This window comes from Dyadobacter crusticola DSM 16708 (genome assembly GCF_000701505.1).
Lineage (GTDB): Bacteria > Bacteroidota > Bacteroidia > Cytophagales > Spirosomataceae > Dyadobacter > Dyadobacter crusticola.
Map to the genome: position 1 here is coordinate 420,911 of NZ_JNJB01000005.1, position 20,306 is coordinate 441,216.

Genomic DNA, 20,306 nt, shown 5'->3' on the forward strand with positions numbered 1-20,306 from the left:
GTAAAAGGGTGCCCATTTTGAACGTGAGGCACCCTTTTGTAAGTCTTAAGACTTAATGTCTAATAAAGTTTCTGACGCTGCTGTTTTACAGTTTCATCCGTCAGGAAGTCATCGTAGCTCATCAGCTTGTCCAGAATACCTTTTGGTCCAATTTCGATGATCCGGTTGGCGATTGTGTGTACGAACTGGTGATCATGAGAATAGAACAACAAACAGCCGGTGAAATCAATCAATCCGTTGTTCAATGCAGTGATTGATTCAAGGTCAAGGTGGTTGGTGGGATCATCCAAAACCAATGCATTTGCTCCGGACAACATGGTACGTGACAACATACAACGTACTTTCTCACCTCCTGACAACACTTTCGCCTTTTTCAGAGACTCTTCACCAGAGAAGAGCATTCTTCCTAAAAACCCTCTGATAAAGCTTTCATCTTTCTCCTCCGAGTACTGCCGCAGCCAGTCTACCAAGTTCAAATCGACATCAAAGAACTGTCCCGGATCTTTCGGGAAATATGATTTCGTAATGGTAACTCCCCAGGTATATGTACCCTTGTCCGCTTTCTGAACATCACTCACGATATCAAACAGCGTGCTGATCGCCATTACATTCCTGCTTACAAAGGCAATTTTGTCCCCTTTGTTTATAGTAAAGCTTAGATTATCGAACAGCTTTGTCCCGTCCTCGGCAGTTTTAGATAAGCCTTCTACCCGCAGCAACTGGTCCCCTACTTCACGCTCCGATTTGAATGCGATATATGGATATTTCCTTGAAGAAGGTTTGATATCATCAATGGTCAGCTTTTCCAAAAGCTTCGCACGTGAGGTAGCCTGCTTGGACTTAGATGCATTTGCACTGAACCTGCGAATGAATTCTTCCAGCTCTTTGCGCTTATCTTCCGCTTTGCGGTTAGCGTCCTGGCGCTGTTTCAAAGCAAGCTGGCTGGATTGGTACCAGAAAGAATAGTTACCAGAGAACATTTGTACCTTACTGAAATCGATATCTACCACGTGCGTACAAACTTCATCGAGGAAGTGCCTGTCGTGAGATACTACAATGACAGTGTTTTTGAAATCTGCAAGGAAGTTTTCAAGCCATAATACAGTCTCAACATCCAGGTTGTTGGTAGGCTCATCGAGCAGCAGTACGTCAGGATTCCCGAACAATGCCTGCGCGAGCAATACTCTTACTTTATCATTTGAATTCAGGTCGGCCATCATGGTATGGTGCTGATCTTCGGAAAGACCAAGTCCACTCAGCAGCTGAGCTGCTTCTGTCTCAGCTTCCCAACCATTCAGATCTGCAAATTCCGCCTCTAACTCTGCTGCTTTCTCTCCGTCAGCGTCAGTGAATTCTTCTTTTTCGTAAATCGCTTCACGCTCTTTCATGATTTTGTACAACCGCTCGTGTCCCAAAATCACGGTATCCATAACAGAATACGCATCAAACTCATATTGATCCTGTTTCAGGAAAGTCATCCGCTCTCCCGGGTTCATACTTACAATCCCGGTTTGCGGCTCGATTTCACCTGAAAGAATTTTCAGAAAAGTTGATTTCCCCGCTCCGTTGGCGCCGATCACACCATAACAGTTACCAGGGACAAATTTTATATTTACCTCGTCGAATAATACCCTTTTACCGTATCTCAGCGACACGTTTTGAACCGTAATCATCTTAAAAACCGATTATTTATGAATGAGACCGCAAAACTACAAAAATCAAGCTGATTTCAGATGTCACGGCCAATTAAACAAATGAGGCAGACCGGATAGACCAGCCTGCCCCCCTGTACTTATCTTCTCTGCTCTTTATGGAATAACACGCAAAGTATGCGCGCCTTTTCCGACCGCGATTGAGGCGCCTTGTTTCTTCAATGCAGGGGTATCTCCCTTTATTACTGACCAAAATTCAACACCACCGTTTCCGTTTCCATATTGCAGGTATTCAAAAACTGAAACTGCCACGTTGGAACCATCTTTGTCAAATGCAACGCTTTGCGGATAAATGCCTTCAAATGGATAGTCAGCTACTTTGGTCAGGGCGCCGGTTCCGGCTACTTTATACAAGGTCAACGCTGCGCCAGTTCCCGCGCCAGCCTCAGTCCAGGGTGAACCGCTCTTACCGGATGTTGCCGTCACAAGCATTGAACCGTCGGGACTTACTGCAAATGCGCCGGTGTTCAAGCCAACAGCAGCCTGGCCAGCTACCTTATGCTCAGTTGAACCGTCCATTGAAAAATCAACTACGATGATCTCACCGTCACCAGCAGCTTTGCCTTGTGCTCCTTTCGAATCAAGAACCAGGTAATGCTTGCCGTCGGGTGTGAACTTTCCGAAAGAAGGTTCTGTACCAACTTTCACAGGTTTACCAACCATTTCCACATTTTTAAGCTTTCCAGCCTCTCTGATTACTTTGTACAAACCGACTTCATTCGAGTTATCCAAAGTGAATGCGATGAAATCACCCGATGGGTGCCACGAAAGATCTATTATTTTGTTAGAAGAATCGATTGCTGCGGGCAGATTCAAAAAACGCGCTGGCTTTCCATCGGGGCCTGCTTCTATAAATACAAGCTCCTTACCTGCATCGCTGGTTGAAATGATCAGTTCATTTTTATTAATATCAATCGAAGTAGGTTTTTTACCCACAGGGAAACCGAACTTTGCTTTGGGAGCAGCAAGGTTTGTGATGTCTACAACAAACAGCTTCTCTCCTACCGGAAACTCCTTGTAAGGATCTTTGTATTCAGCTACACCGTCCTCTGGCCTGACACGATTTTCAAGAACGTAAGCCAGTCCGCCATTTGCAGGAACAGCTAATGTTTTGGAAAAGCCCAGCGCCGAATTGGACACCATCGCTGTACCTAATCCTTTACTTCCCCGCTCGACCGGGAATTTAATTGTACTTAACTGATCTCTTGAAGTATTATCCCTTAATAACTTACCATCAACAAATGCGGAAGCCGACATATCGGCATCTGACACAACAACCAATCCACGTGCATTGAAGGTGATGGGCGATTGAGCAACTGCCGGAATACTACCCAAAGCTGCTAATCCAGCAAAAAATGCGACTTTTTTCATAAAAAGAATCTTAGGTTTTAGGTGGTTTAAAATGATACTCCTTTAAATCAAAAGAAACCTTACTTAGCTGTGCGGCAAGCAAGGTTTCTCTTTCCTAATTCGCAATATAACAGAAAAACCCCGATAGTTAAACTACCGGGGTGATTTCATCAGTAGAAATTTAAGCTGCTACTGCCAAAGAATTAACAAGCTTCGCCAATTTTGATTTCTGGTTAGAAGCTTTTTTCTTATGGATAATGTTTTTCTTAGCCAAACGATCCAACATAGAAGACACTGTTTTGTAAACTTCAACAGCTACTGTCTTGTCAGTTGTCTCGCGTAGTTTTTTGATGTATGAACGTGTGGTTTTGTGCTGGTAACGGTTACGCAAACGCTTTGTTTCGTTAGCGCGGATTCTTTTTAATGCTGATTTATGATTTGCCATTTCGTATTAATATTTTTCAATTCCTCGTTTTGGTGTGCAAAAATAGAGATTTGAGCACAAATAGCCAAACTTACTCGTAAATAAATTTAGATTTAAGCTGTACTTACTTGGGCATACGTTGTAAGTCAGACGATAAGTACTCTTCAATGCGCGCTTCCAGTTCGTTATATGGGATGTTTCCGTGCAGTACACCTTCCACTGCCAGGGATATCTTCCCTGTTTGTTCCGAAATGACAATCACGATCGCGTCGGTAGCCTCACTCATCCCCATTCCGGCTCTGTGGCGAAAGCCTAACGACGACGGAACGTCCACTCCGTCTGCGACGGGTAACACGCACCTGGCGGCTTTGAGCACGCCGTCCACAATCACCACCGCACCGTCGTGCAGCTCACTATACTGATTGAAAAGGGAAACCAGCAATGGTTTGGAGACGCGCGCATCGAGCAACTCACCGGTTTCTATAAATTTTGTCAGATCATCTCTTTTATTAACGACGATCAATGCGCCCGTAAAGTTGGCAGCAATGGTTTTACTTGCATCAACAATTTCTTTCAGGTTCTTCGCTTTTTGATCGAGTACCGAAGTGCCGATAATTTTTTTTAAAAATCCATTATTCGTGTAAATGGTTGATTTTCCGATAATCAATAAAAACCGCCTGATTTCTTGCTGGAAAATCACGATTAATGCAACTGCTCCCACGCCCATAAAATATTCAAGAATGGCGGTCAGCAGTCCTAAACCCAGTCCTTTTACAACAAGATAAAAGACGTACACGAACAGATATCCTAAAAACACGCGGCTGGCGATACTTCCCCTTACGAGCGTATATACTTGATAAAGCAGAATCGCAACCAGAAAAACATCCAGGACGTCAGTCCAGTTAATGTTTAGAAAACCCACACGCATAAGAAAATCTATAAAATGCAACGACTAAATTAATACTTAATTTCTAACAGTTCCGGCCATCGACCAGAGTTTTACCGCCTCCACAGCCTGCTTTACGTCATGCACACGCAGGATGGAAGCGCCGCGTTCCAGGGCCAGTGTGTTGAGCACGGTAGTACCGTTCAATGCCTCCTCAGCTGATACTTCAAGCGTTTTGTAAATGGTCGATTTTCGTGATAAACCGGCCAGCACCGGATATCCTAACTCTTCGAACTCATCTAAATTGCGTAGCAGCTCGAAATTCTGCTGGATCGTTTTCGCAAAACCAAACCCCGGGTCGACGATGATATCCGTAACTCCCAGCGCCTTCAATGCATTGATTTTAGTTTTCAAATCCTTCAAAATATCCCGCACTAGGTGATCATATTGCGTCAATTTGCTCATGGTCTGCGGGTCGCCGCGCATGTGCATTAATACATAAGGCACTCTCAGCTCCGCTATCGTATCAAACATCCCGGAGTCCAATGTACCTCCCGAAACGTCGTTGATTATACTCGCGCCGCCAGCCACAGCCGCCCTCGCTATTTCAGAACGAAAAGTGTCTACCGATATAATGATTTCGGGCAAAAACTTAGTTATCGTATTCAGCGCCGTTGAAATACTGTTTAATTCCTCTGCCACTGAAATATCTTTTGCTCCCGGCCGAGTTGAATATCCGCCAATATCAATGATGTCAGCGCCTTCCGAGCTCATCGTTTCTACGCGGGCAACCAGCTCATTCTCAGAATTCGCGCGGCTGCCTCCAAAGAACGAATCAGTGGTAATATTGAGAATCCCCATCACCAAAGGCCTGCTCAGGTCGACGATCCTGCCCCGGATGTTGAGCGTTTTTTTGCTAACTTGCAGCATAGATTTTTTTAAATACTAACTCAAAACAGTGAAATCCACCGAATCGGAATATCAGGAAATCATTCAGTATTGCCAAGATCTTTTCACAAAAAAAAACAAGGACTACGGCACCTCCTGGCGGATTCTGCGCATCCCGTCCATTACTGATCAGATATTTATCAAAGCCCAAAGAATCCGTACCATTCAGGAAAAAGGGGTACAGAAAGTGGATGAAAATGTCTCTTCCGAATTTATCGGAATCATCAACTACTGTGTCATGGCGTTAATCCAGATAGATAGTACGGGCCAGCAGATAGACGAGTCAGACCTGACCACTTTGTATAACAAGCAGGTGAATGAAGTGGCAGAGCTGCTTTTCAACAAAAATCATGATTATGGAGAAGCCTGGCGTGATATGCGTGTGAGCTCAATGACAGACATTATCCTGATGAAGTTACTGCGAATAAAACAAATTGAAGATAATAATGGGCTGACGATCGTTTCAGAAGGTGTAAAGGCCGGTTACCAGGATATTATCAATTATTCGGTTTTCTGTCTGATCAAATCGAATGCATTGCAAACCAACTGAATCGAAGCTCCATTCAATACAGCTTTTTAAATGAAAATACTTGCACAGGTATCCCGCGTTATAGTCGGACTTTTATTCATCTTTTCGGGAATCATCAAGCTGAACGATCCGATTGGAACTCAGTACAAGCTCGAAGAATACTTCGAAGTATTCGCTACCGACCTTCCCATGTTCCATGACTCTTTCATGGCACTTATTCCGCTTGCGTTGTACTTCTCCGTATTTCTCTGCACTGCGGAGGTTGTACTCGGGATCGCTTTGCTGGTGGCGTACAAGCCCCGGACGATCTCCTGGCTGCTGCTTCTGATCATCCTGTTCTTCACATTCCTGACATTCTATTCGGCTTACTTCAATAAGGTTACAGACTGCGGCTGTTTTGGTGCGGCGATTAAGCTTACACCGTGGACCTCATTTGGCAAAGACCTGTTTTTGCTTGCATTGATTCTCATTATCGTATTCTACCGAAAGAAATTCCGCGCACTTCCGACGGGTATTATCGTTGTGATCTCCACGCTGGTCTCGCTCGGTATCGCAGTTTATGCATTGCGGCATTTACCTATTTTAGACTTGCTGCCCTACCGTGTCGGAGCCAATATTCCAGCCCAGCTGAAACCCTCTGAACCACTCCGGTACCTTTACATTTTTGATAAAAACGGGAAAACAGTAGAGTATGAACAATACCCAAGTGATACCACATTGGTTTTCAAAGAAATGGTGGTTCTTAACGAAGATGCCAAACCTAAAATCACCGATTACAAAGTCTGGAACGACGAAGGTGATTTTACGGAGGAAACTTTCAAAGGCAACAAGCTTTTCCTGATCATTAAAAACCTCACCGACATTAATACAGCTGCATTGCCTGATATCAATAAGCTGATCAATGCGGTTCGTGGCAAAGGTGTGCAGCCCATTATCCTAACTTCTGGCAGCAGCGAGGAAATCGTAGCATTCCTGAATGCACATCAGCTGAATGCACCTTTCTACTATGTAGACGCGACTGTGTTGAAGACAATTATGCGCTCCAATCCGGGGCTTTGGCTTTTGAAAGACGGGACAGTGAAAGGGAAATGGCACTACAACGACACGCCGGCTGCTGACGAAGTGCTGAACCTTGTTAAATAATCCGGCTGATTAAAATGAAAAATATAGTTCTGGTCGGAATGATGTCGTCTGGCAAAACTACCCTCGGTAAAAAGTTGGCGCGATCGCTGGGTTTCCAGTTCGTGGACCTGGACAAGCTGATAGAGAAAGATCAGCAAATGGAGATTTCGGCAATATTTTCCAGCAAAGGAGAGTCTTACTTTCGGGAAGTGGAAAGTCGCATTCTGAATGAAACTGCCGTGCGTAAGGACATTGTTTTAGCCTCCGGCGGAGGTACTCCCTGCTTTTTTGACAACATGCAGGTAATCAATTCAATGGGCGTTAGTGTTTTTCTTGATGTTCCAGCTGCTGATCTTGCACGACGCATTGAGAGCCACGGAAAAGACGATCGCCCCATCCTGTCCGGCACTACATCCCTGCGCGACACTTTGGAACAAAAAATAAAAGAGCGCCTGCCGTTTTACCAGCAGGCGCACTTGACACTCAAAGGCGAAATTGACGTCAATCAACTGTTGAACGCATTGAAACCGCTTCTATAACTTAGAAATTGAAACCGACCGTCAAAACCATATTCAGCGGCTTGTTCGAGATATTTGCGGTGAAATAGTTGGCCGAATTTTCCAGTGTATAAGGCGTATAAGTTGCTTTGAAAATGGAGTAAGTGCCGGACAAATCCGCAAAAAAGCGATTTACACGCACTCCCAATCCCGCCGAATACAAGAGTTTGTCGCGCTTGATTCCATCCAGGCGCTCAGCATAAGGATCTGAAATGTAAGCCAGACCAAGGCGGCCGCGCATGATTCCGAACCTGTATTCTCCTCCCAGCCTTGCATTGATTACGTTTTTGTACACGTCTTTTACCTCCGCATTGTTGTTCTCACGAAAATCTTTGTTCTCCTGATCTGTCAGGTAACTGGTTCTTAGGCGCATTCCCGCGTAGCCTACATACTCGATTGTACCGGTAACAAATCCGTTGGTATTGAAGAAGTAAGTAGCTCCCGCAGATGCGCGGAACGGACTTACAATGGAATATTCGAAATCATTTGGCACCAATGATATGCTGTTCTGAGTTGGTCCCGTATCCTGTCCAGTATCCTCATTCGTGATTGAACCACGGATATAATTCGCACCCACTCTCCTGTTGAATGTTTCGCGCATTGCTGTGAAGGTAGGCGACGTTAACGACAGACCTGCTTGGACAAAGGGAGAGAACTTGTAAATAACCCCAAATGTAGCATTCAAACCGTTTCCTGACGCAGTAAGATCCTCAGTGTTGGTTGTCGAATGAAAAAACGTTGCATTGATAATTGAGTCATGCAGCATGTGCGTGTATTCGTACCTGATCCTGCTGAACCCTACTGAGCCGCCGAGATAGAGTTTATCATTGTAATTACCGGCATATGCGATGGTCCACTGCGTATTCGCTCCTTTTGAATCGAAGTTTCCCTCCTGCAATGTTGCATTCCGCGCATCATCGCGGCCGTATGGAGGCCCATAACCTTCGGAGGTTGAGACAAAGTTGGTTGGATAAATGGTTTGTAATTGATAATAAGCATGATCCAGGTACCGATAAGTACCCTGATTTTCCTGCAACTCACGATTATAATCTTCGTCAGTCCAGCCGACGTTGTTCGCATCCTCCACAGCACGGTCCAGGAACGAGCTCCTATTATTAAGTCCCTGATATCTGAACCGGTTTTGAAAAGATTGTTGACGAGAAAAGGAGATTCCAAGCGAAGTTCTCTTCCACTTACGCTGAAAGCCTGGCTGACTTGTTATTACCAGCGAGGCGCTGGTCACATTTACCGTGCTTTTCGCAGCAGAAGTAACGCGGTCAATGTACTTGCTTTCGGTATTGATGTTGTTAAGACCAGGGCTGAATGTCACTTCTGATCTGTTGTAGAATCCCAACCCAGCCGGGTTACCGCTAATGGAGCTTGGATCACCGCCCAGTGCAGCGTGGTTTCCACCCACAGCCTGAAAACGGGCCGTACCTGTTTGATTTATTTCTGAATATCTGAAAGCGTCACTCGCATATTGCGCGATCGCTGATGTGGACACTAAAAGGCTTAATGCTAACAGTGGTCCGGAACATGGTTTTTTCATGTCGATGTTGAAAATAGCATTTAAAACTGTAACATTCGTTTAAACGAAGACCCTGCAAAAATATGGCATTTTGCAGGGTCTCTATATGTAATTAAAATTACATCAATTCAATTACCTAGGTCCTCTTGAAGATGGGCTTGAAGCTCGTCCTTCACCGCCGCCACCACCGGATGGTGCGCTGTAACTTCTCGAAGGTGCACTGTAGCTTGGAGCGCTGTATGTGCGGCTCGGTGCGCTATATTCGCTTCTCGAAGGTGTATACGTTCTCGCAGGGCTGCTGTAATCTGACTGGCTGCGCGAAGGTGTGTAAGAAGGTGCAGTGTAAGTACTGCTGCTTCTTGACGATCTTGGCGAGTAAGAATCCGATGTACCGGATCTAGGTTCAGAATACGTGCTTGCGTTGCCCTGGCGCGGACGGGAATAATAAACGTTGTTACCTTCGCTGCTTCCGCGAGAAGAGTAATTTCCGCTTGCTGTTCTTCCACCCGGATTACCGGACTCGCCCCTGTTGTAAGATCTTGACGATCTCGGTGAAACGTAATTGTCGTTTGCAGAGATTGCATTAGATGCTCTTCTACCACCTCTGTCACCCACAACACCACTTGAACGCGAAGGCGCCGAGGTTGCGTTTCTTACTCCACGGGTACCATTTGTAACTACACGCGGTCCGTATGTTCTGGATACGCCTCTTTCAGGACTGTTGACCACGATAACGGGACGGCTGTAAGCCCAGGGCGAGTAGCCGTAGCCCCCGAAACCATATCCGCCACCGTAAAAACCGTCGTAAAATCCGTAAGGATTTCCGAAGCCCCAAGGGCTGGAATAGCCAAACGGGTCGTAACCGTAAGCCATCATACCTCCTCCGTAGCCCCATGGTGAATAGCCGAATGGAGAATATCCGAGCATAGAACCCATTCCAAAGCCCATGCCCATGTAAGGACTGAACCGGAAAGAGTTTCCGTATCCGAAACGCATTCCAACACTCATCATGCCGGGCCAGTAAGACCCCATGTTACCGAAATTTGAAAAACGGCTTGCTTCATTGTAACCGTCTACAAAACCGGCATTGTACCCCACATCCGTAGAAACGGCGCGCTTTACACCTTTCGATGTAAGGTAGGATTCGTCGTAATAGTCACTTGTTCCGTTTTCAGCGTATTCTCCTGTGTAACTGTAGTCCGGATTGTCCGTGCGGGATAATTCCTGATCTGCACCTCTGTCTCTCGTTACTACCCCCGAAGCAGGACCGCCACCGTAAAGGTCGTCGTATCCACCCGAACGCGATATCTGTTGATTATTGGTACATCCCCAAGCTCCCAGCAAAATAAGCAAAGAAAGGTACTTTGCCTTGTTGATTGTACTCATGGCTTTAAAGGATTAAAAGTTTGTTGCTAATATAGCTATAAAATTCATTCCAAACTAGTAAGTAAACGCCTGTTACGTTACATTAATTCCAAAGTTAACATAAAAAACTATCTTTGCAACTGCTGAAAATAAACGCTTTTATAGCAGTATTCTCCATTTCCATTACAAAATAATCCTAATAATGAGTAAATCCCTGCCAACACGAAGTGAAAACTACTCCGAATGGTACAATGAGCTGGTAAAACGTGCTGATTTGGCTGAGAACTCCGCGGTCAGAGGTTGTATGGTGATCAAACCTTATGGCTATTCGATCTGGGAGAAAATGCAGCGGGCACTTGACGATATGTTCAAGGAAACCGGGCATACCAATGCCTATTTCCCGCTTTTTATCCCAAAATCTTACCTGAGCAAAGAAGCTTCACACGTGGAAGGCTTTGCGAAGGAATGCGCCGTGGTCACGCATTACCGATTGAAAAATGACCCGAATGGAAAAGGAGTGATCGTAGACCCGGATGCCAAACTCGAAGAAGAGCTTATCGTCCGCCCGACGTCGGAAACGGTGATCTGGAGTACGTATAAAAACTGGATCCAGTCGTACCGTGACCTGCCTTTGCTGATCAATCAATGGGCGAATGTAGTCCGCTGGGAAATGCGTACGCGTTTGTTTTTAAGAACAGCCGAGTTTTTGTGGCAGGAAGGTCATACCGCCCATGCTACTGCACAGGAAGCGATTGCTGAAAGCGAACAGATGCTTGAAGTATATGCAACTTTCGCAGAAGAATGGATGGCGCTGCCTGTGGTAAAAGGGATCAAAACTGCAAATGAGCGTTTCGCCGGCGCAGAAAACACCTACTGCATTGAAGCTCTGATGCAGGACGGAAAAGCATTGCAAGCGGGTACCTCGCACTTTTTAGGCCAGAATTTCGCGACTGCATTTGATGTTAAATTTCAGGATAAGGACGGTAAACTGGAATACGTCTGGGGAACCTCATGGGGTGTAAGTACACGCCTGATGGGCGCATTGATTATGGCACATTCTGATGACAGCGGCCTGGTACTGCCTCCGAGATTGGCTCCGATCCAGGTTGTGATTGTCCCTATCTACAAGAATGAGGAACAGTTGCAACAGATTTCGGATAAAGTTGCCGAGATCACGAAACAGCTGAAAAAAATGGGCGTTTCGGTTAAATATGATTCCAGCGACGCCTACAAACCCGGCTACAAGTTTGCTGAGTATGAGCTAAAAGGAGTCCCTGTAAGACTGGCACTCGGTGGACGTGATCTTGAAAATGGCACCATTGAAGTGGCACGAAGGGATACCAAAACAAAGGAAACAGTGAGTCTGGACGGTATTGCTGAGCACGTAAGTGCACTCCTGGACAACATACAGGAATCCATTTACAACAAGGCGCTTGCTTTCCGCAAGGAGAATACGCACAAGGTGGATACTTTTGAAGAATTCAACAAGGTACTCGATAACAAAGGCGGCTTTATTCTGGCCCATTGGGACGGTACTTCGGAAACCGAGGAAAAAATCAAGGAAGAGACGAAAGCAACAATCCGCTGCATTCCGCTGGACCAGGAAGCAGAGGCAGGCACCTGCATTTATTCGGGTAAGCCTTCGACCGGCCGGGTTGTTTTTGCCAGGGCATACTAATTTTACGACCAGTTGTACATAAAATCCGGAAGGCTGGATATTTTTAACCACTTAAGAACAAGCAAAATGAAGCAGGCGCAGGCAGGAGATAATGTACAGGTACATTATAAAGGCACTTTACCGGACGGACAACTTTTCGACTCATCGGAAGGTCGCGATCCGCTTAACTTTCAGTTGGGCAGTGGGCAGGTTATCAAAGGGTTTGATGATGGCGTGACAGGCATGGAAGTTGGTGACAAAAAGACGATCCACATTCCGAATGAGGAAGCATACGGGCCGATCAACGAAGATATGATCATCAATTTCGATCGCAGCCAGATACCTTCCGATATACCGCTGGAAATCGGCAGCACCCTGAATATGCATCAGGATGGTGGCCAGGTAATCCAGGTGGTCGTGCGTGAGGTTACTGAGGATACTGTAATTCTGGACGCAAATCATCCGCTGGCAGGTCAGGATCTGATATTTGAACTTGAACTGGTAGGCATCAACTAAATCAATCAAAAGGGATCAGTTAGCGCTGATCCTTTTTGATTATTCGGTCCATTTGAGGCTGAATATTTCCGGTCGTGTTCCCGGTATCTTTAATAAGATCTGTTTGGCAGCCAGATCCTGCAGCATGCGCTCGGCCCTCTTTTCCGAGATATTGATCATGCGGGAAAATAGCTTCGCCGAAACGGAATCTGATGTCTTCAGGTAAGATACAAGGGTTTTTACATGACGGTTCGCCATCAACTTTTCTGTTTGCTCGTCGCGGCCATTGTACAGCAACAGCTTGGGGATGGGAACACTCTTGTCTTTTACCCTGATGTAGATGGTACGTGCGCCCCGCTCGTTCACAACGTAATGCGGCTTATCTTCACTCTCCTGCACTTCCACGACCAGCAGCTTTTTGCCTGCTGATGTTTGCGACTTGATCTGCACAAGCAGCTTCGGCTCAATGTAGTCCGTCAGTGCTTTTTCGAGCTTCTGCAACTCGGTTAGCTCCGAAATTACGCCGGTAACAACCCCAGTATCCGCTACCCCGATCAGCAATGTGCCGCCGGAGGTATTTGCAAAGGAAACAATGGTCTTTGCAATTCTTGCAGGACTGTCGATCTTACTTTTAAACTCAACCGCCAACCCCTCACCTTTCCTGATTATTTCTTCAACATTTACGCTCATTCATCAAATTAAACTGTATTTCTTACCTGGTAACGACCTGATCATACCCTGAAATTCCAGGTTCAGCAATAATGTTGCCAATTTATTCAAATGCATACCCGATTGCCAGGCCAGCTCGTCTATCTGAGTAGCACCTTTTTGTTTCAGCATTGACAATATCTGACCTTCATCCTGGGTAAAGCCTTCAAAGCTGATCTGCTGCGGCTTTTCTTCGAGTGGGGACGTTTCTGCATTGCTTAGTGTCCAGTTCAGGGCGGCTGCAAGATCTTCGACGGAAGTAAAAATAGAAGCTTTATGGTCCCTGATCAGCGCATTGCAGCCTTCCGACTGACTGTTCCCGATCATTCCAGGAACTGCATACACATCGCGGTGATAGTTCTGAGCAAATTCAACCGTGATCAGACTGCCGCCTTTCTTCCCCGACTCTACCACAATCACAACATCACTCAGTCCCGCAATAATTCGGTTCCGCGCCGGAAATCTCATGAAGTCGGGTTTCGTCTGTAAAGTATTCTCCGTCACAATCCCACCATTTACCTGCATTTCCTCCGCGGTGCGTTTGTGAGCTGCTGGATAGATCACGTCCAGCCCGCTCGCCATTACACCTATCGTGGAAAGGTTATGTTTAATGCAGGCGCGGTGTGCGGTGATATCTACTCCGTAGGCGAGTCCGCTCACGATTAATGCCTCGTAGGGTTCCAGATCTCTCACAATTGTTTCGGTTACTCCCTTACCATAGTCGCTGATTTGCCGCGTGCCGACGATCCCAACCGCCCTTTTTGCATTAAAATCAATATTTCCGCGAGAGTAGAGAACGATGGGCGCATCGTAAAGCGGCTTTAATCGCAGCGGATAAGTACGATCAGTGAAGAAATGAAGGCTGATATGCTCCCTTATACATCGTGCGTATTCCTTTTCCGCCCAGTCCAGCTCGCTTTTGCAAAGAATGGTTTTTACCACCTTATCTCCCACGCCGGGAATTTTGATCAACTTTTTGTAATCGGCGGCAAATACCTTTGAAGCGCTGCCACAGTAACTAATCAGTTGCCTGATCGTGACCGAACCCACTCCCGGGGTTTGTACAAGTGCGAGAATGCAGATCTTTTCTGCTTCTGAAATTTCCTCCATTGAAGTGTGTTTTTGAGTAAAAGCAGCGCCATGTACGAAGAAACAATGTGGCATGCATTTTGTCAATATACGTCAATGATCCACCTAAATACAACTTCTTTTACCAAACAGCTAGTATGGAAAATTTTAATACCGATAATACCGACACGATTAAACATTATGAGGGTATGGGAGCTACCTGTTATCCCGAAGGTGTATATTATCGGGTTTGGGCGCCGCATGCTGAGAGTGTATCCGTAATTGGCACCTTTAATGATTGGAATGAAACTGCGAATGTACTCAACGCCGAGGAAAATGGCTTTTGGGGACTTCTGGTTGAAAACTCCAAAGAAGGTGATGAATATAAATTTTTGTTAAAAACCCCTGCCGGTGATTTGCATAGGAATGACCCGTATGCATTGAGAATGACAAATTCGGCAGGTAACTGTATCGTGTACAATCACGCTTCTTTCGACTGGCAGGATACGCATTTTCAGATTCCCAGCTGGCACGAAATCGTAATTTACGAGTTACACGTTGGTACCTTCAACGTAAAGGATAACGATCAGGTTGGTACCTTTTACACTGCTATTGAGAAACTTCCTTACCTCAAAGAAATGGGTTTCAATGCAATTGAGCTGATGCCCTGCGCTGAATTTCCCGGCTCCCGTTCCTGGGGATACAATCCGGCAAACCCGTTTTCAATAGAAGCAGATTACGGCGGTCCGGACGGACTGAAAGCATTCGTGAAAGCGGCCCATGAAGCAGGATTAGCTGTGATTCTGGACGTGGTTTACAACCACTTTGGACCATCTGATCTTGATTTATGGCAATTTGATGGCTGGTCTGAAAACGATGGCGGCGGTATTTACTTTTACAACGACTGGAAAGCGGAAACTCCCTGGGGAAGTACTCGCCCGGATTACGGCCGCGGCGAAGTGCGTCAGTACATCCGCGACAATGCATTGATGTGGCTGAAAGACTACCGTGTGGACGGACTGAGAATGGATATGGTACCTTATATCCGCAATGTAAAAGCAGATGGTAATCCCGGCAACGACATTCCAGAAGGAATTTCCCTGATGCAATGGATCAATTCTGACATTCGCCAGCATTACCCCAACTGTATCACTATCGCTGAGGATATGCATTCCCTCGATTTCATCACCAACTCGGTTGAAAATGGCGGCTTGGGCTATGGTTCACAATGGGATGCACAGTTTGTGCATACTGTAAGAGACGCGATCATAACCCAAAACGATCAGGACAGGGACATGCTGAAAGTTGCTGACGCGATCAACTGGCGATATAATTCGGATTCTTTCCAGCGCATTATCTACACAGAATCGCATGACGAAGTTTCAAACGGTCAGGCAAGGGTGGCAGAAGAAATTGCAGACGGAGATGTAAATAACTGGTATTCCAAAAAGCGTGCGGCACTTGGCGTGGCGCTTGTACTTACTTCACCCGGAATTCCAATGATATTCCAGGGTCAGCCGCTTCTGGAAGACAAGTGGTTCTCAGACAGCGATCCGATTGACTGGTCGAGACTAGAAAAATTCAGCGGCTTTGCTAATTTGCACCGTGACCTGATCCATTTAAGAAGAAACTGGTTTGGCGTGACAAAAGGTTTGCAGGGACAAAACGTTGAACTGATTCGGGTAGATAATGACAAGAAAGTGATTGCAACGCACCGGTACAGCGACGGCGGACCAAAAGACAGTGTTATTGTCGTTTTAAATTTCTCAATTGAAACTTTCGATGATTACAAGATTGGTTTTCCAAGAGGTGGAAAATGGAATCTGAGGTTTAATAGCGATAACGAAAACTACGATCCGGAATTCTCACACATTGGTATCAAGGATGTTGAAGCTTTGGAAGGTAAAATGGATAACCTGCCATTTCATGGTTCTTTGCAGATCCCACCTTATACCGCGCTGATATTCTCTCAGGAAGACTAATGCGGTCGCAAATCTAATTAAAAGCCCGATTTGAAATCTCAAGCCGGGCTTTTTACTACCTGATAATCCGAAATACCCGGTCCCAGCGGATCTTCTGAAAAAAGCTGGTCGGGTTCGGATCAATAGACATCCATACAAATACTGCTTTGCCGACAATGTGATCCTTGGGAACAAAGCCCCAGTAGCGCGAGTCGGCCGAATTATGGCGGTTATCCCCCATCATAAAATAATAATCTTGCCTGAAAGTATAGCTCTCAATCGCTTTTCCATTTTGTAATACCTTTCCGTTTTGAATGGTAATCCTTGTGTTACCGTCGTAGTTTTGGATGATTTCGGAGTACAATGCAACGTTTCCTGCATTGAGCGTGATGGTCGCACCTTTTTTCGGTATCAATATAGGGCCGTAGTTATCTTTATTCCAGTCAAGCTGATCTGAGTTAGGGAACAAAAAAGGTTCTTTCAAACCTTTGTCCAATAGAATCGGCTGAATGCGTTTGACGAAATCGTACGTTTTAAGTTTCTCGACAGTTGCTTCGGTCGTCTTGATAATGTATCCGAACTCATCATTGGCCGCGATCGTGTCGCCAAAATCTTCGGTGAACGGGGAATAATCTACTACCCCATTCCGACGAAACACATTCTCTTCATTAACCTGCGTGGTAGCCGATAAGAAATATTCCTGCTGCATGCCAGGCGGATTCGCTGCCGGAACTCCGTTGATCACGACCTGTCCCGCTCTTACTTCCAGCTTGTCGCCGGGAATTCCGACACACCTTTTGATGTAATTGGACCGAAGATCAACCGGATGCGGGTGCAGATCTGGGAGTACATTGCTATATTTCAGGTAAGTTTCCGGGTGCTCTACCGGCAGATTAAATACAACTACATCTCCATTCTTCACGTCCGTAAAGCCCGGCAGCCTGAACTGCGGGAGCTGAATCCAATCCAGGTAAGAAGGCATTTGCGTTCCCCAGATTGTCTGGTGTGTGAGCGGCACCTGCAAAGGAGTAATGGGTGTAGTGGTACCATAATGCAGCCTGCTCACAAAAAGATAGTCGCCCACCAGCAAGCTGTTCTCCATTGACGGAGTTGGGATTACGAATGCACTAAAGAACAGCCACCTGATCAGCGAGGCCGCCACAACAGCGAAAAGGACGGAGTCAAACCACTCACGAAGGGGTGTCTTTTTACGAGCTTGCTGTGTGTTCTTAGGTGTAATTTCTAGGACGGGCATAAGTAAGGGTCAAAGATGCATTTGCAAGATAGTTATTACACGCATAACTAATAAATATGTATATTATTTTTTCTTATATATAAACAAAAAGAGAGGCCTTACAGCCTCTCTTTTTTAAGTGTATTTAGCTCTTGCTAGTTAATAACGCGGAATATCCGGCTCCAACGAATTTTATTGAAAAAGCTGGTTGGATTCGGATCAATGGACATCCAGACGAATACCGCTTTTCCTACAATATGATCTTCCGGAACAAATCCCCAGTAGCGTGAATCCGCCGAATTATGCCGGTTATCGCCCATCATGAAATAGTAGTTTTGCTTGAAAGTATAGCTAGTAATTTCCTTTCCAGCAATTTTGACCGACTTTTCACCAAGCTCTACATTTTCATTTTCCTCATAGTTCTTGATCACCGTACCATAAAGCGCGACACTCTCAGGAGTCAACTGTACAGTTACGCCTTCTTTCGGTACAGTTACAGGTCCGTAATTATCACGGTTCCATTTGAACAATGTAGAATTCGGATACAGCATTGGTTCGCTGATATCTTTTGAAGATTTTACCAGTGTGATACCCTTTACAAAATCATAGGTTTTCAACTTGGCGGCAATTTCCTCTGTTGTAAAAACGAGATACCCCTGCTGGTCATTTCCGGGAATAGTGTCATTGTAGCTTTCTGAATAAGCATTGTATTCAGAAATTCCATTCTCTTTGAACACTTTGGCTTCATTTACCGCGGTAGTTGTGGCAACGAAATACTCGTTTTCCATTCTTGCCGGATTTGGTTCAGCGGTGCCATTTGCATAAACCTGTAAATCGCGTACTTCCAGCTTATCGCCGGGCAAGCCCACGCAGCGTTTGATATAGTTGGTTTTCAAATCAACCGGATGCTGCATTTCAGGCGGGTAATTGAACACCACCACATCGCCGCGCTTTACTTCGCTGAAACCCGGCAGTCTGTATTGAGGAAGCTGGATCGCGTCGGTATAGGAAGGAATGTTGGTACCCCAGATCGTCTGATGGGTCAATGGTACCTGCAATGGAGTTTTTGGTGTGCGGGTACCGTAATGCAATTTGCTGACAAACAAAAAGTCCCCTACCAGCAAACTGTTTTCCATCGAGGGAGTAGGAATTGTAAATGCTTCAAAAAACAGCCAGCGGATCAATGTCGCCGCGATCACAGCAAAGAGAATGGAGTCAAACCACTCCCGGACTGCCGATTTTTTCTTTCGTGTACTCACTTTATCTGAAATTAACTCTTTGTCAATAGCCATGCTTTGTATTACTTTTTAAGATAGAAGGGGCGTTTAATCAAGATTTTCCAGCAGATCATTCATCCCGAACACACCGGCTTTGCCAGGCAGCCACTCGGCTGATACTACTGCACCCAATGCAAATCCGTCGCGGTTGTGGGCTGTGTGCGTAATTTCAATGGTATCTACCTGGGACTCGTACCGTACAATATGGGTACCCGGTACTTCCCCCAGCCTTTTAGACTCGATTTGTATAAAGCCTTCTTCATCTTCGGGCGCGAGTTTCCATCCTTTCTGCTCGCCGCTGCCCTCGATTATTCCTTCGGCCAGGGTGATCGCGGTTCCGCTTGGCGCATCCAGTTTGTGGATGTGGTGTATCTCCGTCATGGAACTGCGGTATGCCTGCCCCTTCATTAAGCGGGCAAGCTGCTTATTCAGCCGGAAGAACAGGTTCACGCCAATGCTGTAGTTGGAAGCGTAGAAGAATGCGCCATTTGTATCCTGGCAGAGCTTTTCTATTTCTGCCTTATGTTCAAGCCAGCCAGTTGTCCCGCTTACAATCGGCCAGCCCTTTTTCAGACAATATGTTATATTCTCAAAAGCAGATTCCGGAGAACTGAATTCAATGGCCACGTCTACATCTTCCCGGCCCAATGCTTCCATTTCTCCCCGGTTTTGCAAATCGATTTTTGCCACGATTGTATGCCCTCTTTCGATGCCGATTTTCTCAATCGTTTTCCCCATTTTGCCATAACCGAGTAACAGTATTTTCATTAACTATAATTTATGATTCAATAAAAGCTACTTAATATTAAAAACCAGCCGCACTCCGGGAGCCGGTGTCCGCATCGCAGGTTGCTGGAACTTAGGCTCCACCCGCAATGTAAGGTCATCAGAAAGATCGAAAGTCTTCAAGTGTGCCGCCACATTGGCCTCAATAATTGAAAGTGTGTAAATCAGCCCGGTTACGATCAATGCAAATCCGCGGTTCCGGCGCCAGTAGTTTTTGCCTCTCAAAGCCTGGTCCCTGCTGGCAGGCTGATAAGTGCTGCTGGTATTAAGCAGGTTTCTTACCCTTACCGTCACGGTGGAGTCAATCAGCTCCGGCTTCTGTTGTCCGTACGTTTTACTGTTCTCGTCCAGATCGTAAAACTCCTTGTATGCCGAAAGATAGTCGTGGTATTTCAAAGAATTCAGGTAGTAAGTGTAGAGCCCGCCGCCGAATGCGAGGTATACGATAGGTGCTTTCCAATAGTCGCGGTTATAAATCTGGCCGAGCCCCGGAATCAATGCCAACCGCGTCGCAGTTTTGGGCACAGGCATGAAACCTTTAACTTTTTTTAACGAATCACCGGGGAGCAAAACAGTACTATCGTTCAGTACAATGGGAACATTCAAGGTCCCGACGCTGTCTCTTGGGACTGTATTCTGAGCCGATACTACGCCGGATAGTAGCACAATTAGCCCCGGCAAAAACCAGTTTTTCAAGTC

Annotated in this window: 19 protein-coding genes; 6 read left to right on the forward strand and 13 right to left on the reverse strand. The window is 45.8% G+C overall.

Features of this window, described 5'->3' with window-relative positions:
• Positions 1-59: 59 nt before the first annotated feature.
• The 5 genes from Q369_RS0108020 to folP form a co-directional block, all read right to left on the reverse strand.
• Complete coding sequence (locus tag Q369_RS0108020) at positions 60-1,673, reverse strand: ABC-F family ATP-binding cassette domain-containing protein (protein WP_031527287.1); 1,614 nt, start codon at positions 1,671-1,673, stop codon at positions 60-62.
• 135 nt (positions 1,674-1,808) lie between these two features.
• Complete coding sequence (locus tag Q369_RS0108025) at positions 1,809-3,083, reverse strand: lactonase family protein (RefSeq protein WP_031527288.1); 1,275 nt, start codon at positions 3,081-3,083, stop codon at positions 1,809-1,811.
• 160 nt (positions 3,084-3,243) lie between these two features.
• A complete protein-coding gene (gene rpsT, locus Q369_RS0108030; RefSeq protein ID WP_031527289.1) occupies positions 3,244-3,507 on the reverse strand; it encodes a 30S ribosomal protein S20 in 264 nt (87 codons plus the stop codon).
• Positions 3,508-3,610: 103 nt separating this feature from the next.
• Positions 3,611-4,414 (reverse strand): diadenylate cyclase CdaA, encoded by an 804-nt coding sequence (cdaA, locus tag Q369_RS0108035; protein WP_031527290.1) that lies wholly within the window; start codon positions 4,412-4,414, stop codon positions 3,611-3,613.
• Between the two features lie 36 nt (positions 4,415-4,450).
• On the reverse strand, positions 4,451-5,302 hold the full coding sequence (gene folP, locus Q369_RS0108040) for a dihydropteroate synthase (protein ID WP_031527291.1): 852 nt from the start codon (positions 5,300-5,302) through the stop codon (positions 4,451-4,453).
• Positions 5,303-5,330: 28 nt separating this feature from the next.
• On the opposite strand from folP, the gene Q369_RS0108045 reads away from it, so the two are divergent.
• The 3 genes from Q369_RS0108045 to Q369_RS0108055 are packed head-to-tail and all read left to right on the forward strand — an operon-like array spanning position 5,331 to position 7,510.
• The gene (locus Q369_RS0108045; protein ID WP_031527292.1) at positions 5,331-5,870 is read left to right on the forward strand and encodes a DUF1599 domain-containing protein; all 540 of its coding nucleotides are present in this window, start codon (positions 5,331-5,333) and stop codon (positions 5,868-5,870) included.
• 30 nt (positions 5,871-5,900) lie between these two features.
• Positions 5,901-6,992: a BT_3928 family protein gene (locus tag Q369_RS0108050; protein ID WP_031527293.1), complete on the forward strand. Its 1,092-nt coding sequence runs from the start codon at positions 5,901-5,903 to the stop codon at positions 6,990-6,992.
• Between the two features lie 14 nt (positions 6,993-7,006).
• Positions 7,007-7,510, forward strand: a complete 504-nt coding sequence (locus Q369_RS0108055; RefSeq protein WP_031527294.1) for a shikimate kinase — start codon at positions 7,007-7,009, stop codon at positions 7,508-7,510.
• Between the two features lies 1 nt (position 7,511).
• On the opposite strand, the gene Q369_RS0108060 is transcribed toward Q369_RS0108055, so the two are convergent.
• Entirely contained in the window at positions 7,512-9,032 is a 1,521-nt protein-coding gene (locus Q369_RS0108060; protein WP_229206770.1) for an OmpP1/FadL family transporter, read from the reverse strand.
• 156 nt (positions 9,033-9,188) lie between these two features.
• Positions 9,189-10,442 carry a hypothetical protein gene (locus Q369_RS0108065; RefSeq protein ID WP_031527296.1) on the reverse strand — a complete coding sequence of 418 codons (1,254 nt, stop codon included), beginning with the start codon at positions 10,440-10,442 and terminating at the stop codon, positions 9,189-9,191.
• Between the two features lie 181 nt (positions 10,443-10,623).
• On the opposite strand from Q369_RS0108065, the gene proS reads away from it, so the two are divergent.
• Both proS and Q369_RS0108075 read left to right on the forward strand, forming a co-directional pair.
• Positions 10,624-12,099 (forward strand): proline--tRNA ligase, encoded by a 1,476-nt coding sequence (gene proS, locus Q369_RS0108070; protein WP_031527297.1) that lies wholly within the window; start codon positions 10,624-10,626, stop codon positions 12,097-12,099.
• 66 nt (positions 12,100-12,165) lie between these two features.
• A complete protein-coding gene (locus Q369_RS0108075; RefSeq protein WP_031527298.1) occupies positions 12,166-12,594 on the forward strand; it encodes an FKBP-type peptidyl-prolyl cis-trans isomerase in 429 nt (142 codons plus the stop codon).
• Positions 12,595-12,633: 39 nt separating this feature from the next.
• Here Q369_RS0108075 and Q369_RS0108080 read toward each other — a convergent pair whose 3' ends face one another.
• Both Q369_RS0108080 and dprA read right to left on the reverse strand, forming a co-directional pair.
• Entirely contained in the window at positions 12,634-13,263 is a 630-nt protein-coding gene (locus Q369_RS0108080; protein ID WP_031527299.1) for an AlbA family DNA-binding domain-containing protein, read from the reverse strand.
• 3 nt (positions 13,264-13,266) lie between these two features.
• Positions 13,267-14,391 (reverse strand): DNA-processing protein DprA, encoded by a 1,125-nt coding sequence (gene dprA, locus Q369_RS0108085; RefSeq protein ID WP_031527300.1) that lies wholly within the window; start codon positions 14,389-14,391, stop codon positions 13,267-13,269.
• Positions 14,392-14,507: 116 nt separating this feature from the next.
• Between dprA and Q369_RS0108090 the strand changes: the two genes are divergently transcribed.
• Entirely contained in the window at positions 14,508-16,331 is a 1,824-nt protein-coding gene (locus Q369_RS0108090; RefSeq protein ID WP_031527301.1) for an alpha-amylase family glycosyl hydrolase, read from the forward strand.
• A gap of 55 nt (positions 16,332-16,386) precedes the next feature.
• On the opposite strand, the gene lepB (Q369_RS0108095) is transcribed toward Q369_RS0108090, so the two are convergent.
• The 4 genes from lepB (Q369_RS0108095) to Q369_RS0108110 all read right to left on the reverse strand — a co-directional run bounded on the left by lepB (Q369_RS0108095) (position 16,387) and on the right by Q369_RS0108110 (position 20,303).
• Positions 16,387-17,565 (reverse strand): signal peptidase I, encoded by a 1,179-nt coding sequence (gene lepB, locus Q369_RS0108095; RefSeq protein WP_031527302.1) that lies wholly within the window; start codon positions 17,563-17,565, stop codon positions 16,387-16,389.
• 134 nt (positions 17,566-17,699) lie between these two features.
• On the reverse strand, positions 17,700-18,836 hold the full coding sequence (gene lepB, locus Q369_RS0108100) for a signal peptidase I (RefSeq protein ID WP_031527303.1): 1,137 nt from the start codon (positions 18,834-18,836) through the stop codon (positions 17,700-17,702).
• A gap of 33 nt (positions 18,837-18,869) precedes the next feature.
• Positions 18,870-19,589: a 4-hydroxy-tetrahydrodipicolinate reductase gene (dapB, locus tag Q369_RS0108105; RefSeq protein WP_031527304.1), complete on the reverse strand. Its 720-nt coding sequence runs from the start codon at positions 19,587-19,589 to the stop codon at positions 18,870-18,872.
• Between the two features lie 27 nt (positions 19,590-19,616).
• On the reverse strand, positions 19,617-20,303 hold the full coding sequence (locus Q369_RS0108110; protein ID WP_031527305.1) for a DUF5683 domain-containing protein: 687 nt from the start codon (positions 20,301-20,303) through the stop codon (positions 19,617-19,619).
• Positions 20,304-20,306 lie beyond the last annotated feature (3 nt).